Origin of the sequence: Streptomyces sp. NPDC024017, assembly GCF_040638895.1 — a bacterium.
GTDB lineage: Bacteria > Actinomycetota > Actinomycetes > Streptomycetales > Streptomycetaceae > Streptomyces.
This window is the reverse complement of record NZ_JBEZYZ010000010.1, coordinates 238,951-254,412: the sequence shown is the minus strand read 5'-3', so window position 1 is coordinate 254,412 and position 15,462 is coordinate 238,951. Positions and strand designations below refer to the sequence as shown.

Annotated in this window: 15 protein-coding genes; 13 read left to right on the top strand and 2 right to left on the bottom strand. The window is 72.4% G+C overall.

Annotated features, from left to right (window positions below):
- The 3 genes from AB0G20_RS27265 to AB0G20_RS27255 form a co-directional block, all read left to right on the top strand.
- On the top strand, positions 1–1,473 hold a 1,473-nt coding region (locus tag AB0G20_RS27265; RefSeq protein WP_361306767.1), incomplete at its 5' end, for a hypothetical protein.
- Positions 1,470–2,678 (top strand): type VII secretion-associated serine protease mycosin, encoded by a 1,209-nt coding sequence (mycP, locus tag AB0G20_RS27260; protein ID WP_361306766.1) that lies wholly within the window; start codon positions 1,470–1,472, stop codon positions 2,676–2,678. The genes AB0G20_RS27265 and mycP, both read left to right, overlap by 4 nt.
- A 42-nt stretch (positions 2,679–2,720) precedes the next feature.
- Positions 2,721–3,452, top strand: coding sequence for an SseB family protein (locus AB0G20_RS27255; protein ID WP_361306765.1), 732 nt, complete (start codon positions 2,721–2,723; stop codon positions 3,450–3,452).
- Position 3,453: 1 nt separating this feature from the next.
- On the opposite strand, the gene AB0G20_RS27250 is transcribed toward AB0G20_RS27255, so the two are convergent.
- The gene (locus AB0G20_RS27250; RefSeq protein ID WP_142164950.1) at positions 3,454–3,810 is read right to left on the bottom strand and encodes a DUF1844 domain-containing protein; all 357 of its coding nucleotides are present in this window, start codon (positions 3,808–3,810) and stop codon (positions 3,454–3,456) included.
- 395 nt (positions 3,811–4,205) lie between these two features.
- Here AB0G20_RS27250 and infC point away from each other — a divergent pair, with 395 nt between their 5' ends.
- The 10 genes from infC to AB0G20_RS27200 all read left to right on the top strand — a co-directional run bounded on the left by infC (position 4,206) and on the right by AB0G20_RS27200 (position 14,998).
- Positions 4,206–4,856, top strand: a complete 651-nt coding sequence (gene infC, locus AB0G20_RS27245; RefSeq protein WP_361306880.1) for a translation initiation factor IF-3 — start codon at positions 4,206–4,208, stop codon at positions 4,854–4,856.
- A 108-nt stretch (positions 4,857–4,964) separates the two neighbouring features.
- Positions 4,965–5,159 carry a 50S ribosomal protein L35 gene (gene rpmI / locus AB0G20_RS27240; RefSeq protein WP_003977225.1) on the top strand — a complete coding sequence of 65 codons (195 nt, stop codon included), beginning with the start codon at positions 4,965–4,967 and terminating at the stop codon, positions 5,157–5,159.
- Positions 5,160–5,257: 98 nt separating this feature from the next.
- The gene (rplT, locus tag AB0G20_RS27235) at positions 5,258–5,641 is read left to right on the top strand and encodes a 50S ribosomal protein L20 (protein ID WP_010045263.1); all 384 of its coding nucleotides are present in this window, start codon (positions 5,258–5,260) and stop codon (positions 5,639–5,641) included.
- Positions 5,642–5,727: 86 nt separating this feature from the next.
- Entirely contained in the window at positions 5,728–6,588 is an 861-nt protein-coding gene (locus tag AB0G20_RS27230; protein ID WP_361306764.1) for an RNA methyltransferase, read from the top strand.
- Between the two features lie 54 nt (positions 6,589–6,642).
- Positions 6,643–7,794, top strand: coding sequence for an ATP-binding protein (locus tag AB0G20_RS27225; protein WP_361306763.1), 1,152 nt, complete (start codon positions 6,643–6,645; stop codon positions 7,792–7,794).
- A gap of 127 nt (positions 7,795–7,921) precedes the next feature.
- The gene (gene pheS / locus AB0G20_RS27220; protein ID WP_361306762.1) at positions 7,922–9,049 is read left to right on the top strand and encodes a phenylalanine--tRNA ligase subunit alpha; all 1,128 of its coding nucleotides are present in this window, start codon (positions 7,922–7,924) and stop codon (positions 9,047–9,049) included.
- Positions 9,049–11,562 (top strand): phenylalanine--tRNA ligase subunit beta, encoded by a 2,514-nt coding sequence (gene pheT, locus AB0G20_RS27215; protein ID WP_361306761.1) that lies wholly within the window; start codon positions 9,049–9,051, stop codon positions 11,560–11,562. The genes pheS and pheT overlap by 1 nt, the downstream gene beginning before the upstream one ends.
- Before the next feature lie 158 nt (positions 11,563–11,720).
- Positions 11,721–12,713 (top strand): PP2C family protein-serine/threonine phosphatase, encoded by a 993-nt coding sequence (locus AB0G20_RS27210; RefSeq protein WP_361306760.1) that lies wholly within the window; start codon positions 11,721–11,723, stop codon positions 12,711–12,713.
- A gap of 292 nt (positions 12,714–13,005) precedes the next feature.
- Complete coding sequence (locus tag AB0G20_RS27205) at positions 13,006–14,346, top strand: transcriptional regulator (protein ID WP_361306759.1); 1,341 nt, start codon at positions 13,006–13,008, stop codon at positions 14,344–14,346.
- Positions 14,347–14,452: 106 nt separating this feature from the next.
- On the top strand, positions 14,453–14,998 hold the full coding sequence (locus tag AB0G20_RS27200) for an NUDIX hydrolase (RefSeq protein ID WP_361306758.1): 546 nt from the start codon (positions 14,453–14,455) through the stop codon (positions 14,996–14,998).
- Position 14,999: 1 nt separating this feature from the next.
- Here the strand turns inward: AB0G20_RS27200 and AB0G20_RS27195 are convergent, their stop codons facing one another.
- Positions 15,000–15,257, bottom strand: coding sequence for a hypothetical protein (locus tag AB0G20_RS27195; protein ID WP_248507369.1), 258 nt, complete (start codon positions 15,255–15,257; stop codon positions 15,000–15,002).
- Positions 15,258–15,462 lie beyond the last annotated feature (205 nt).

The following is a 15,462-nucleotide window of genomic DNA, read 5'->3' as shown; positions in this document are numbered from 1 at the left end:
GGCGCGTACACGTCTTCCGGGGCCGGGCGCGAGACCGGCTCCGGCGCGTACACGTCTTCCGGGGCCGGGCGCGAGACCGGCTCCGGCGCGTACACGTCTTCCGGGGCCGGGCGCGAGACCGGCTCCGGCGCGTACACCTCGCCCAGCGTCGCCCCCGACGCGGACAAGCCCTCCACTTCGCCGGCACCTGACGCCCCGCCGCGCCCGCGTCACCTCCCCACGCCGGGCTCCTCCGGCCGGGCGGGTCGTTCGGAGGGGCGTTCGGACACCCCGGACGGGACCTCGTCGGACACGTCCGGCAGGCCCTTCCGCCTCTCCGCACCCGGGCGTTCGGACGTTTCGGCCGGGGCGCCGTCGGAGACGACCGGCCGGCCGTTCCGCCTCCCCGCGCCCCGCCGTACCGGTGCCCCCGGCGAGCACTCGTCGGAGACGACCCGGCGCCTGCGCCCGGTCCCCGCGGACCCGGCACCGGACGAGCCCGCCGCCCCCTTCGGCCGCCCTGCCGCGCAGGGGACCACGGCAGCCCGCCCCGGCTCCGTGCGCCCCACCACCCCACCGCGCCCCGCACACGAACCGTCGGCCCCCTCCGCCCCACCACCGCGGAACCACACCCCCGTCTCTCCCGACCCCGCCCTCTCCTGGAGCGCCACGCGCCCCCTGGTGTCGTTCGGTGAGCCCGAGGGCTACGACGGCGACGCCCGGCCCCGGCCGCTCGGCCGGCGCAGCGCGTCGCAGGCCGCCGCGGCCGCCGTCTGCCTCGTGCTCGGGCTGGGCCTCATCTCGGGAGCGGTCACCGGCAGCTGGCTCGTCGGGGACTCCGGGGAAGAGGGCACGCCCAGTACCTTCGCCGCCGCCGGAAGCCTCTGGCACAGCGTCCCGGTCGACCAGCTGTTCCCGCCCACCGTGCAGGGCCGCGGCGCCGGCCCCGGCGGAGCCGACCGCACCTGGACCCGCATCGCCGTCGCCCCGGACAGCGGCTGCAAGAACGCCTTCGACCCGCTGCTGCGCAAGGCCCTCGCCCCCGTCGGCTGCGAACGCCTCCTGCGCGCCACCTACACCGACGCCACCGAGAGCTACGTGACCACCGTCGGCCTGCTCTTCACCACGGCCGACGCCCCCGGCATGACCGCCCTTGCAAACCGTTTCCGCAAGGAACGCCTGGACCGCCGCAGCGACCTGATGCCCCTGCCGTACGCCGCCAAGGGCACGCCAGCCGCCGACTTCGGCGCCCGGCAGCGTGCCTCCTGGACCGTCTCCGTGCTCACCGAGGCCCCGGTCGTCGTCTACGCCGTCTCCGGCTGGGCCGACGGCCGTACCGTCGACGACCCGCAGCCCGCCGGGGACGCCGTGGAGGCCGGCGCCACCACCACCGTCGCCCAGGCCGGACTCGGCAACGAGGCGCAGGGCCTCGCCGACCGCGTCGAACGCGACTTCCGCAGAAACGTCCGTTCAGCCTCGGAGCAGCCGTCGTGAACGCCGTGCCCACCCCGGCCCGGAAACGCCCGCGCGGGGCGTCCAGGAAGGCCACCGCCCTCGGCGTCCTGCTCACCGCCGGTCTCGTCCTCCTCCCCGCGGCCACCGCGCACGCCGACGGCATCCGCGCCCAGCAGTGGGCCCTGGAGGCCATGCACACCGAGCAGGCCTGGCAGACCACGAAGGGCCAGGGCGTCACCGTCGCCGTCCTGGACACCGGAGTAGAGGAAGACCACCCCGACCTGTCCGGCAACGTCCTCCCCGGCAAGGACCTGGTCGGCTTCGGAGCCGAACCCGGGGACCGCGCCTGGGCCCGCCACGGCACCGCCATGGCCGGCATCATCGCCGGCCACGGACACGGCCCGGGCAACGCCGACGGTGTCCTGGGCATCGCCCCGGAGGCGAAGATCCTCCCCGTCCGCGTGATCCTGGAGGACGGCGACCCCTCCCGCGCCAAGGCCCGCAGCACGCGCGGCAACGCCCTCGCCGAGGGCATCCGCTGGGCCGCCGACCACGGTGCCGACGTCATCAACCTCTCCCTCGGCGACGACTCCGCCTCCGCGCACCCCGAACCCACCGAGGACCAGGCCATCCAGTACGCCCTGAAGATGGGCGTGGTCGTCGTCGCCTCCGCCGGCAACGGCGGCGAGAAGGGCGACCACATCTCCTACCCGGCCGCCTACCCGGGCGTCATCGCCGTCACCGCCGTCGACCGAGCCGGCACCCGCGCCTCCTTCTCCACCCGCCGCTGGTACGCCACCGTCAGCGCCCCCGGCGTCGACGTCGTCATCGCCGACCCCGACCACAAGTACTACGAGGGCTGGGGGACCAGCGCCGCCGCCGCCTTCGTCTCCGGCGCCGCCGCCCTGGTCAAGGCCGCCCACCCGGGCCTGGCCCCGGCCCAGATCAAGTCGCTCCTGGAGGACACCGCCCGCAACGCCCCCTCCGGGGGCCGCGACGACTCCCGCGGCTTCGGCTTCGTCGACCCGGCCGCCGCCATCGAGGCCGCCGGCCGGCTCAAGCCCGAGGACCTCCAGTCGGCGTCCCACGGCGCGAAGTACTTCGGCAGCGGACCGGACGCCGACGCCTCCGGCGACGACACCGCCGACTGGGCCGCCCCCCTCGCGGGCGGCACCGGCGGCGTCCTGCTGGTCGCGGCGGTCGTCCTGTGGCGCGGCCGCCGTACGGGCCGCGAGGACTTCTGAGCCGCTGCCGGGAGCGCGGCATCCGGCCGATAGGGTCGACGCGTGGCGAACAAGAACATCCCGGACTCCGGCTTCTCCGACGACGACGGCTCCGCCGATCCCCGGCTGAGCGCGGCACTCGCCGCCTGGTCCGCCGACCGCGGAGCCGTGGGTCCGGTCCTCGCCGCACTCAAGGGCGCCCGGCTGCTCGTGCCCGTCGTGGCCGTGCTCGGCGAGGTCGAGGAGGACGAGCGGGGCCTGCGCCGCGAGAAGACCAGCGACATGGCCGTACCGACCCTGAAGGCCGGCAACCGCACCGCCCTGCCGGCCTTCACCTCCACGGACTCCCTCGCCCGCTGGGACCCTCAGGCCCGCCCCGTCGCCGTACCGCTGCACCAGGCCCTGCAGGCCGCCGCGCACGAGAAGGCGGACACGATCGTGCTCGACATGGCCGGGCCGGTGCCCTTCGAGCTGACCGGCCCCGCCCTGCTCGCCCTCGCCGAGGGCCGCGCGAGCACCGACCCGCTCGCCGACCCGGCCGTCGTCGACGCCGTGCGCGGTGCCGTGGCCGCCGAGCCCGCCGTCGTGCGGGCCCACCTCGGCCCCGGCCAGGCCGACGGCACCCTCGCCCTGGTACTGGACCCGTCCGCGGCCCCCGCCGAGGCAGCCCGGTCCGTGGCTCAGCGGCTCGCCGCCGACGAAACACTGAGGGCCCGCCTGGTGCGCGGCCTCGACCTGGCACTGCTGCCGGCCGAGGCAACGCCACCGGGCGAGCCCCTGTACGTACGCGGCTGAACTAGCCGTAGACCGGGCCCGTGTACTTCTCACCCGGACCCTGGCCCGGCTCGTCCGGGACGAGCGAGGCCTCGCGGAACGCCAGCTGCAGCGACTTCAGGCCGTCGCGCAGGGGCGCCGCGTGGAAGGAGCTGATCTCGGTCGCCGTCGCGTCCAGCAGACCGGCCAGGGCGTGCACCAGCTTGCGGGCCTCGTCCAGGTCCTTGTGCTTCTCGCCCTCCTCGGTCAGACCGAGCTTCACGGCAGCGGCGCTCATCAGGTTGACGGCGACGGTCACGATCACCTCGACGGCCGGGACCTCGGCGATGTCGCGGGTCATGGCGTCGAAGTCGGGGGACTCAGGAGGGGTCTCACTCATGCCCCACACGATAGGCGCAGGGAGTGGGAGACCCCCACGTGACCCCGGGTCGCCCCAATTGGCCGTTCCTGGCCCTTGCTGGTAACCTCGTGTAACGACCGGTCGGACGTGTGTGCCTCACAGCCCGCGAGTCCGGCCCACAAGTGGAGGCTTTCGAACTCCCACCCGATCGCCCTCTGGGCGGCGGGTCACCGGTCAGGCGGTCCCGCCCCAGCGGCGGCGATCCGTCCGAAAGCGCGCCCCGTGGCCCCCCACGGCGGTGCTCCGGTAGTTCGAGGAGCCCCGCCTGGGATCGTCCGGGGCATTTTTGTTGCTTCGACGCGGTTAGGTCTATCGAACACTGACGTTACGCGGCCGTCCGCCAGACCGTCGCGTGGTGCTACCGAGGAGGATCCATCAGCGCCGAGCCCCGCATCAACGACCGGATTCGCGTTCCAGAGGTGCGACTTGTCGGTCCCAGTGGCGAGCAGGTGGGCATCGTTCCCCTGGCCAAGGCACTGGAGCTTGCGCAGGAGTACGACCTGGACCTGGTCGAGGTGGCGGCGACCGCCCGTCCGCCTGTGTGCAAGCTCATGGACTACGGGAAGTTCAAGTACGAGTCGGCCATGAAGGCCCGTGAGGCGCGCAAGAACCAGGCGCACACGGTCATCAAGGAGATGAAGCTCCGGCCGAAGATCGACCCGCACGACTATGACACCAAGAAGGGTCACGTCGTTCGGTTCCTCAAGCAGGGCGACAAGGTCAAGATCACGATCATGTTCCGTGGTCGCGAGCAGTCCCGGCCGGAGCTCGGCTACCGACTGCTGCAGCGTCTCGCGGAGGACGTGGCCGACCTCGGTTTCGTTGAGTCGAACCCGAAGCAGGACGGCCGCAACATGATCATGGTTCTCGGTCCGCACAAGAAGAAGACCGAGGCGATGGCCGAGGCTCGCCAGGCGCAGGAAGCCCGCAAGGCGGAAGCGAAGGCCAACCCCGGCAAGTCGCAGAACGCTGCGGAGGCCGATGCGATGGCCGAGGCGCCGGCTGAGGAGCCCGCCGAGGCGTGACTCCCCGGGACGCCAGTCCCAGGAAGCAACCGATACAAGACGACGCTCCACCGTGCCCGGTTTCGCGACCGGGCACCGGAGCGCCACCGACGAGGAGAGAACGGCGCTATGCCGAAGAACAAGTCGCACAGCGGTGCCAGCAAGCGCTTCAAGATCACCGGCTCCGGCAAGGTGCTGCGCGAGCGCGCCGGCAAGCGCCACCTGCTCGAGCACAAGTCGTCCCGTGTGACGCGTCGCCTCACCGGCAACGCCGAGATGGCCCCGGGCGACGCCGCGAAGATCAAGAAGCTTCTCGGCAAGTGACGTCCGGGCGCGTGAGCGCCGGGCGTACGTCAGACCGGGACCCAATCGATTTCGGGTCGTGTGAGCACACCCACGACCCCGCTACAAGGAGTTAACAAGTGGCACGCGTCAAGCGGGCAGTCAACGCCCACAAGAAGCGTCGGGCGATCCTCGAGCAGGCCTCCGGCTACCGCGGTCAGCGCTCGCGCCTGTACCGCAAGGCCAAGGAGCAGGTCACCCACTCGCTGGTCTACAACTACAACGACCGCAAGAAGCGCAAGGGCGACTTCCGTCAGCTGTGGATCCAGCGCATCAACGCCGCTGCCCGCGCCAACGGCATGACCTACAACCGCTTCATCCAGGGTCTGAAGGCCGCGAACATCGAGGTCGACCGCAAGATCCTGGCCGAGCTGGCCGTCAACGACGCCGGTGCGTTCGCCGCGCTCGTCGAGGTCGCCCAGAAGGCGCTGCCGAGCGACGTGAACGCGCCGAAGGCTGCGTGACGCCGGCGCTGAGCCGAGTGACTGAAGGACCCGCAGGCCGGACGGTCTGCGGGTCCTGCTGTGTAGCTACTGAGAAAGCGAACAGGATGCCCCCTGCCACCCCCGAGCTCATCTCCCCCCGCTCCCCCCGCGTCCAGGCCGCGCGGCGGCTGGCCAAGCGGAACTTCCGGGGGAAGGATCGGCTGTTTCTGGCGGAGGGGCCGCAGGCCGTGCGGGAGGCGGCCGGGCACCGGACCGGGGCCGCGGCCACGCTCGTGGAGCTGTTCACGACGCTGGAGGCCGCCGAGCGCTACGCCGACATCGTCGGGGCGGCCCGGGACGCCGGAGCCCGGGTGCACCTCGCCGCCGAGCAGGTCATCGCCGACATCTCCACCACCGTCACCCCGCAAGGCCTCGTCGGCGTCTGCCGGTTCCTGGACACGCCGTTCGAGGAGGTCCTCGCGGCGCGCCCCCGGCTCGTCGCCCTCCTCGCCAACGTCCGCGACCCCGGAAACGCCGGGACCGTGCTGCGCTGCGCAGACGCCGCCGGGGCCGAGGCGGTCGTCCTGACCGACGCCTCCGTCGACGTGTACAACCCCAAGGCCGTCCGCGCCTCCGTCGGCTCCCTGTTCCACCTGCCCGTCGCCGTCGGCGTCCCCGTGGAGCAGGCCGTCGAGGGGCTGCGGGACGCCGGGGTCCGGGTCCTCGCCGCCGACGGGGCGGGCGACCGCGACCTCGACGACGAGCTCGACAAGGGCACCATGGGCGGGCCGACCGCCTGGGTCTTCGGCAACGAGGCCTGGGGCCTCCCGGAGGAGACCCGCGCCCTCACGGACGCCGTCGTGCGCGTTCCGATCCACGGGAAGGCCGAGAGCCTGAACCTCGCCACCGCCGCCGCCGTATGTCTCTATGCGTCGGCGCGTGCACAGCGCGCCTCCGGAGGGTGCCGCTCCGTCACCGGGAACTAGTAGGGTGACCAGCTCAGGGACCCCTCTGCGGAGCCTTGGAGGTGGGGTACGGGGATGAGTGTCGGCACGAGCAGCGCACCGGGAGCCCAGGACGCCGGGAGCCCGCCCGCCGCGTCCCGGCCATCCGGTGATCCCGCCGGCCTCGGCATCGACCCCGACCAGCTGCCCGACGGACTCGTCGTCGCCGACGAGCAGGGCCACGTCATCTGCTTCAACGCGGCCGCCGAGCGCATCACCGCCGTCCGCGCCCGGGACGCCCTCGGGCAGCGCCTGGAGAAGGCCCTGCCGTTAGAGGACCTGGAGGGCCGGCGCTGGTGGCAGCTGACCGACCCGTACGGCGGCCTCGCCATCCGCGTCGGACAGCCCGAGCGCAACCTGCTCCTGCCCGGCGGCCGTGAGGTGCTGGTCTCCGCGCGCTACGTCCGCACCCGGCCCACCGGACCCGTCCGGCGCCTGGTCGTCACCCTGCGCGACACCGAGGCCCGCCGCCGCACCGAGCGCAGCCACGCCGAGCTGATCGCCACCGTCGCCCACGAGCTGCGCTCCCCGCTGACCTCGGTCAAGGGCTTCACCGCCACCCTGCTCGCCAAGTGGGAACGCTTCACCGACGACCAGAAGCGCCTGATGCTGGAGACCGTCGACGCCGACGCCGACCGGGTCACCCGGCTCATCGCCGAGCTGCTCGACATCTCCCGGATCGACTCCGGCCGCCTGGAGGTGCGGCGCCAGCCCGTCGACATCGGCGCCGCCGTCGGACGGCACATCCAGGCCTACGTCGCCGCCGGGCAGCCCGCCGACCGGTTCCTGCTGCGCGTCCAGCAGCCGCTGCCCGACCTGTGGGCCGACCCCGACAAGATCGACCAGGTGCTCAGCAACCTGCTGGAAAATGCCGTGCGGCACGGCGAGGGAACTGTCACGATCGACGTCACGCCCACGGCGTCGCTCCGCGAGGGCGAGTTCGCCGAGAACGCGGCCACGTCGGTCACGGTGAGCGACGAGGGGCCCGGCATCCCGGAGGAGTCCATGAACCGCGTCTTCACCCGCTTCTGGCGGGGCAGCAAGCGCGGTGGGACGGGCCTCGGGCTCTACATCGTCAAGGGCATCGTCGAGGCCCACGGCGGCACCATCACGGTCGGCCGCGCCCCCGGCGCCGGCGCCGAGTTCCGATTTACGTTGCCCGTGAGCGCTCCGGCCTATCTCGCCTGAGCCCCGCGGGCGCATTCGTATACCTCCACCCCGTTAGACTCGGCCATTGGCACCTTCGTGTCCCGGAGACGGCCGTCCGAGTCGGTGACGGGGACCTTCAGCCAGCCAATCGGAAGCACGGGAAGAGATGTCGGCACCGAATAAGTCGTACGACCCTGTCGAGGTCGAGACGTTGAAACCGGAAGAGATCGAGCGCATGCGGGACGAGGCGCTCGCCGCCTTCGCCGCCGCGGACTCCCTCGACGCGCTCCACGAGGCCAAGGTCGCCCAGACCGGCCCCACCTCCCCGCTGGCCCTCGCCAACCGCGAGATCGGCGCCCTGCCCCCGCACGCCAAGGCCGAGGCCGGCAAGCGCGTCGGCCAGGCCCGCGGTGCCGTGAACAAGGCGCTCGCCGCCCGCCAGGTGGAACTGGAGGCCGAGCGGGACGCGCGGGTGCTCGTCGAGGAGGCGGTGGACGTCACGCTGCCGTACGACCGCGTACCGTCCGGCGCCCGGCACCCGCTCACCACGATGATGGAGCGGGTCGCGGACGTCTTCGTCGCCATGGGCTACGAGGTCGCCGAAGGGCCGGAGGCCGAGGCGGAGTGGTTCAACTTCGACGCCCTGAACTTCCTGCCCGACCACCCGGCCCGGCAGATGCAGGACACCTTCTTCGTGCGGGGCCCCGAGGGCACCGACGAGTCCGGGTCCGGCGTCGTCCTGCGCACGCACACCTCCCCGGTGCAGGCCCGCGCGCTGCTCGACCGTGAGCTGCCGGTCTACATCGTCTGCCCCGGCCGCGTGTTCCGCACCGACGAGCTGGACGCCACGCACACGCCCGTCTTCCACCAGATCGAGCTGCTGGCGGTGGACGAGGGCCTGACGATGGCCGACCTCAAGGGCACGATGGACCACATGGTCCAGGCCCTGTTCGGCGCGGACATGGAGACCAGGCTGCGGCCGGCCTACTTCCCGTTCACCGAGCCGAGCGCCGAGATGGACATGCTCTGCTACGTGTGCAAGGGCGAGTCCGCCGGCAACCCCGACCGCCCCTGCCGCACCTGCTCGTCCGAGGGCTGGATCGAGCTCGGCGGCTGCGGCATGGTCAACCCGCGGGTGCTCACCGCCTGCGGCGTCGACCCCGAGAAGTACAGCGGCTTCGCCTTCGGGTTCGGCATCGAGCGGATGCTGATGTTCCGCCACAACGTCGAAGACATGCGAGACATGGTCGAGGGTGACGTCCGGTTCACCCGGCCGTTCGGGATGGAGATCTGATGCGGGTCCCGCTTTCTTGGCTGCGGGAGTACGTCGACCTGCCGGAGACGGAGACCGGTCGTGACGTGCAGGCCAAGCTCATTTCGGCCGGTCTGGAGGTCGAGACCGTCGAGCAGCTCGGCGCCGACCTCAAGGGTCCGCTGGTCGTCGGCCAGGTGGCGACGATCGAGGAGCTGACGGAGTTCAAGAAGCCGATCCGCTTCTGCACCGTCGACGTCGGCCAGGCCAACGGCACCGGCGAGCCCCAGGAGATCATCTGCGGCGCCCGCAACTTCGCCGTGGGCGACAAGGTCGTCGTGGCCCTGCCCGGCGCCGTCCTGCCCGGTGACTTCCAGATCGCCGAGCGCAAGACCTACGGCCGGATGTCGCGCGGCATGATCTGCTCCAGCGACGAGCTGAACATGGGCGACGACGGCACCAAGGGCATCATCGTCCTGCCGCCGGAGACCGAGATCGGCAAGGACGCCGTCGAGCTGCTGGAACTGGTCGACGAGGTCCTCGACATCGCGGTCACGCCCGACCGCGGCTACTGCCTGTCGCTGCGCGGCGTGGCCCGCGAGACCGCCACCGCCTACGGCCTGCCGCTGCGCGACCCGGCGCTGATCGACGTGCCCGGCCCGAACGCGTACGGCTACCCGGTGCAGATCTCCGACCCCACCGGCTGCGACCGCTTCACGGCCCGCACGGTGACCGGCCTCAGCGCCGAGGCCCGCTCCCCGATCTGGCTCCGGCGCCGGCTGCAGAAGGTCGGCATGCGCCCGATCTCGCTCGCCGTCGACGTCACTAACTACGTGATGACGGAGCTCGGCCAGCCGCTGCACGCCTACGACCGCGGCCTGGTCCAGGGCACGATCGGCGTGCGCCGGGCCGAGGCGGGCGAGAAGCTCACCACCCTCGACGGTGTCGAGCGCACGCTGGACGCCGAGGACCTGGTGATCACCGACGACCGCGGCCCGATCGGGCTCGCCGGCGTCATGGGCGGCGCCAACACGGAGATCGCCGACCACGACGACACCGAGAACGCCACCGCGGACGTCGTGATCGAGGCCGCGCACTTCGACGCGGTGTCGATCGCGCGCACGGCCCGCCGGCACAAGCTGTCCTCCGAGGCGTCCCGGCGCTTCGAGCGCGGCGTCGACCCGCAGGCCGCCGCTGCCGCCGCGCAGCGCACCGTCGACCTGCTGGTCCTGCTCGCGGGCGGCACCGCCGAGGCCGGCGTCACCGAGGTCCTCGCCCCGTCCGCGCCGCGCACCATCACCATCCCGGCCGACCACCCGGACAAGGTCGCGGGCGTCGCCTACGGCCGCGAGACCGTCGTACGCCGCCTCCAGGAGGTCGGCTGCGACGTGTACGGGCAGGACGAGCTGATCGTCACCGTGCCGTCCTGGCGGCCCGACCTCACCGACCCGAACGACCTGGCCGAAGAGGTCATCCGGCTGGAGGGCTACGAGAACCTGCCCTCCACGCTGCCCAAGCCGCCGGCGGGCCTCGGCCTGACGGACCGGCAGCGGCTGCACCGCCGTGTCGGCCGGGCCCTGGCCGGTGCCGGATACGTCGAGGCGCTTAACTACCCGTTCATCGGCGAGCAGGTCTTCGACCAGCTCGGCCTCGACGCGGACGACCCGGCCCGCCGCGTCGTGAAGCTCAGCAACCCGCTGAGCGACGAGGAGCCCGCGCTGCGCACCACGCTGCTGCCGGGTCTGCTCGCCGCCCTGCGGCGCAACGACGGCCGCGGCTCGCACGACCTCGCGCTGTTCGAGTCCGGCGTGGTCTTCCTGCCGCGCGAGGAGCAGCGGATCGCGGCCGTGCTGCCCGTCGACCGCCGCCCGACCGACGAGGAGCTCGGCGAGCTGAACGCGGCGCTGCCCGACCAGCCGCGGCACGTGGCCGTCGTCCTCGCCGGTGCGCGCGAGCAGGCCGGCTGGTGGGGCAAGGGCCGTCCGGCCGACTGGGCCGACGCGGTCGAGGCGGCGCGCACGATCGCGCACGAGGCCGGCGCCGAGCTCGTCATCCGCAAGGGCCAGTACGGGCCGTGGCACCCGGGGCGGTGCGCCGAGCTGGCGGTCACCGTGGACGGTGCCGAGCGGGTCGTGGGGCACGCGGGCGAGTTGCATCCGCGGGTCGTGAAGGCCCTCGGGCTGCCCGCGCGCACCTGCGCGATGGAGATCGACCTGGACGCGGTGGAGACCGCCGGTGACGCCACGGCCGCGGCGCCTCGGATCTCCACGTTCCCCGTCGCCACGCAGGATGTCGCCCTGGTCGTCGACGCGTTCGTGCCGGCAGTGGACGTCGAGGCGGCGTTGCGGGACGGGGCCGGGGAGCTGCTGGAGTCCATCCGGCTGTTCGATGTGTACGAGAACGCCGAGCAGTTGGGGGAGGGGCGGAAGTCGCTGGCGTACGCGCTGCGGTTCCGGGCCTCCGACCGGACGCTGACCGTGGACGAGGCCTCCGCGGCGCGGGACGCTGCGGTGGCCCTCGCGGGCGAGCGGGTGGGTGCCGAGCTGCGGAGCTGAGTGCCCGAGGGGCCCCAGGAGAGGGGCGGGTCACCTCACTCGTTTGGGTGGTAAAGGTGGGTGATCTCCCCTTTTCCGGCGTGCTGTCGACAGAATCGGACCGGCCTTCTCGGGCCGGTCCGATTCTGTGTGTCAGGGCCTATTGGGGGGCCATCGGCATGATCCGCATCAGGGGTCGGGTGCGCAGCCTCGGTCTGCCCACGGTGTGGGGCGCGGCGGCCGTCACGTACAAGCTGGCCTGTCCGCTCGCCCAGGACACCGGTCTTCAGGCGCGGATCGTCACCAGTGCGGTGTTCTTCGCGGTCGGGACCGGGCTGATCCTGCATGTGCGGCGGTCGCTGATGCGTGAACTGCGGCAGTTGCGCAGGGTCGCTGGTGCCGCTCAGCGCGCGCTGCTGCGGCCGTTGCCCTCGCGGATCGACGGGCTGGACGTGGCCGCCGCCCAGGTGTCGGCGGAGCGTGGCGCCGCGGTCGGGGGCGACCTGTACGAGGTCGTCGCCACCGAGTACGGCGTACGGGCCGTGATGGGTGACGTGCGCGGGCACGGGATCGGCGCCTTCGGGACCGTCGCCGCCGTGCTGGGCTGTTTCCGCGAGGCCGCGCACGACGAGCAGGACCTCGGCGGGGTGCTGCGTCGGCTGGAACGTGCCCTGGACCGGCATCTGCGCCAGGAGCATCCCGCGAGCGCCGCCGAGGAGTTCGTGACCCTGCTCCTCGTGGAGATCCGGCCCGACGGCGAGATGCTCGCGCTGAACTGCGGCCATCCCTGGCCGTACCGGCTGAGCGGCGTCCAGGCGGAACAACTCGCCCCCGGCGACCCGCATCCGCCTCTGGGGCTGTTTCCGCTGCCGCCGGTGCTGCCGACGGTGAGGCTCGGCCGTCTCGAGTCCGATGACGCGTTGTTCCTCTTCACGGACGGCGCGCAGGACGCCCGGGACGCCCGTGGCGGGTTCTTCCCGCTGGCGACCGCGCTGACGAGTGTGGTGGGGGAGGGCCCGCTCTCCTCGCAGGGCGTCGTCGGCAGGATCTCGACCGCTCTCCGGCACCACACCCGGGGCACACCTCCGGACGACATCGCGCTGCTGGTACTGAGGAACGGGCGGCCCGCTCACCTGGGGGCGCGGGGAACCGCGCGAACGGCCACGACGTAGCCGCAGCCGACCCCACACCCCTGACACCACGGCGGGGGAACGTGTCGCCGGCGATGCCGTCCGCCCCGCCACGGAGTGTCGGGCAGGCAGCCGGGCGGACGGCGAAAGCGGGCCGCCGCACTGTACGAGGGGGAGCCGGCGGCCCGGCCGGCCTCTTTCGAGGCAACTCAGTCAACCGGTCGGCGACTCTGAGCGACAGTGCGCACACAGCGCGGATTCGAGCACTCCGTTCACACCCCGTGTGAAGCCGGAACCACTAATCTGGCCGCACCGAGCCATCCGGGGGGCCCACATGCAGCCCAACACTCTGCTCGACGCGATCCTGGACGAGGCGGGGATCTCGCACGCGGGGCTGGCCGCACATGTCAACCAGGCGGGACGGGCACGTGGTCTGTCCCTGAGGTACGAACACACCGCCGTCGCGCGGTGGTTGAAGGGGCAGCGCCCCCGGGGCCAGGTGCCCGACCTGATCTGCGAGGTGCTCGCGGCCCGGCTGCAGCGCCAGGTCACCCTCGACGACATCGGCCTCGGCGTGCCCGGCGAGCCGTCCGCCCCGCACACCGGCTCCCTGTCCGGGTTCGTCGAACGGGCCACCGCCCTGTGGCGCTCCGACCAGCAGCAGCGCCCGCACATCCTGGGCGCGCCCGCCGTCACCGGCACACCCGCGGTGATGCCGGTGTGGGAGTGGGAGAACCCGCCCGAGGACGTGGACGTCTCCCGCGGCGGCAGACACCGGGTCACCGCAGGCGACCTGGAGACGCTGCGGGCGGCCCGGACCCACTACGAGCAGATGTACCGCAAGGCCGGGGGCATCGCCACGCGGGCGCGCATCGTCGGCTTTCTCAACGCCGAGGCTGCTCCACTGCTGCGCGGCAGCTACACCGACGAGACCGGCCGGCAACTGCATCGCGCCACGGGCGGGTTGGTGGCCGTCGCCGGCATCTGCGCGTACGACTCCGACGCGCACGGCCTCGCCCAGCGCTACTTCCACCAGGCCCTGCGCCTCGCGAAGGCCAGCGGGGACCGGGGACTCGGGGCGTATGTGATCGCCCTGCTCGTCAACCAGTCGCTGTTCATGCGGGAGTACCGGCAGTCCGTGGCCTTCGCGGAGGCCGCGCTCAGGGCCGCCGGCAAGCACATCACCCCGGCGCTCGCCTCCGACCTGTACGCGATGCAGGCCAAGGCGTACGCGCACCTCGGCGACGGCGGCAGCGCCCTGTCCTGCATCCGGCGGGCCGAGCAGTCCGCCGAGCGCATCCGGCGCGGGTACGAGCCCGACGAGACCGGATATGTGCAACCGGGCCTGGTCAACGTCCAGGTGGCGGAGGCGCTGCTGAGCCTGGGGGAGATCGCGGCCGCCGGGGAGCACGCCGCGGCCGCCGTCGACAACCCGGCGCACGACCGCGGCCGGGTGCACCGGCTGGCGATGCTCAGCACCATCGAGCTGCGGCAGGGCAACGCCGACAAGGCGGTGGCCATCGCCGTGCAGATGGCCGAGCAGGCCCGGGGCATGGAGTCCCAGCGGCTGCGCGACCGGCTGCGCGCGGTGCGGGAGCACCTGGTGCGCAGCGGCTGCGCGGGCACGGCCGAGGCCGCCGAACTCATCGACGGAGCACTGCGCGTACCGTTGTAGATCCGGGCGGTGGTGCCCGTGTCGCTCCGAGGCGCTTCCTGTGCGCCTGCTGTCAGTCTGTCCCTGCTGCGATATTGCCACTTACTCGACGGAAGGTGGCAGAACCGTGCAGTGGACGAAACACAACGAACAAACTGTGTACGCAAACCGCTGGTTCAGCGTCAATCTCGCGGATGTCGAACTGCCGGACGGCCGGCACCTGGACCACTTCCTCATACGGCTGCGGCCCGTTGCGGTGGCCACGGTCGTGAACGAGGCCAACGAGGTGCTGCTGCTCTGGCGGCACCGTTTCATCACCGACAGCTGGGGGTGGGAACTCGCGGCCGGGGTGGTCGAGGACGGCGAGGACATCGCCCGCGCGGCCGCCAGGGAACTGGAGGAGGAAACCGGCTGGCGGCCGGGACCTCTGCACCACCTCATGAGCGTGGAGCCGTCCAACGGGCTCACCGACGCCCGGCACCACGTGTACTGGGCCGACGAGGGCGAGTACGTCGGGCACCCCGTGGACGACTTCGAGTCGGACCGCCGGGAATGGGTGCCTCTCAAGCTCGTCCCCGACATGGTCGCCCGCGGCGAGGTCCCGGCCGCCAACATGGCGGCCGCGTTACTTCTGCTGCACCATCTCAGGCTCGGTCAGGACACGTTGCCCTGAGCTAATGTCCCAACGCCTGCCAGATCGCCACGACGAGGGCACCCACGGCGGTGAGGGCGGCGACCGCGGGCAGCGGCCAGCGCGCGTGTTCGAGCGTGTGGATCCGGGTGTTGAGCTCGTCGATCTCCTTGGCGGTCTCCTCGGTGCGGTGGCTGAGCAGAGCCAGCCCGCCCTCGACGCGGGCGTATGCCACATCGAGGCGGCGCCGTAACTCTGCGAGTTCTCCATGGACGACGGGATGCTCGGGATCGGCGGTCACGTGTCCGCTCCTTTCCGTAGTCGTTTCACATCCCTTGCACGCGCTGAGGAGTCAACTCGCCTGGTGGGCGCCTGGGGAGAGTGTGCGTAGGGCATATGCGAGCCCGGCGCGCACACGGTGTGTGAATGCCGCGGGCCCGGCACCAAATCCGGTGCCGGGCCCGCAGCTTGGCCTGAAACTGACCGTCCGTAATCGGCCTCGGGGG

Bases quoted from the DNA above. Each gene is read 5' to 3' on its own strand.
- AB0G20_RS27250 (WP_142164950.1), bottom strand. From the start codon at position 3,810: ATGAGTGAGACCCCTCCTGAGTCCCCCGACTTCGACGCCATGACCCGC.
- rpmI (WP_003977225.1), top strand. From the start codon at position 4,965: ATGCCGAAGAACAAGTCGCACAGCGGTGCCAGCAAGCGCTTCAAGATC.
- AB0G20_RS27230 (WP_361306764.1), top strand. From the start codon at position 5,728: ATGCCCCCTGCCACCCCCGAGCTCATCTCCCCCCGCTCCCCCCGCGTC.
- AB0G20_RS27225 (WP_361306763.1), top strand. From the start codon at position 6,643: ATGAGTGTCGGCACGAGCAGCGCACCGGGAGCCCAGGACGCCGGGAGC.
- pheS (WP_361306762.1), top strand. From the start codon at position 7,922: ATGTCGGCACCGAATAAGTCGTACGACCCTGTCGAGGTCGAGACGTTG.
- pheT (WP_361306761.1), top strand. From the start codon at position 9,049: ATGCGGGTCCCGCTTTCTTGGCTGCGGGAGTACGTCGACCTGCCGGAG.
- AB0G20_RS27210 (WP_361306760.1), top strand. From the start codon at position 11,721: ATGATCCGCATCAGGGGTCGGGTGCGCAGCCTCGGTCTGCCCACGGTG.
- AB0G20_RS27205 (WP_361306759.1), top strand. From the start codon at position 13,006: ATGCAGCCCAACACTCTGCTCGACGCGATCCTGGACGAGGCGGGGATC.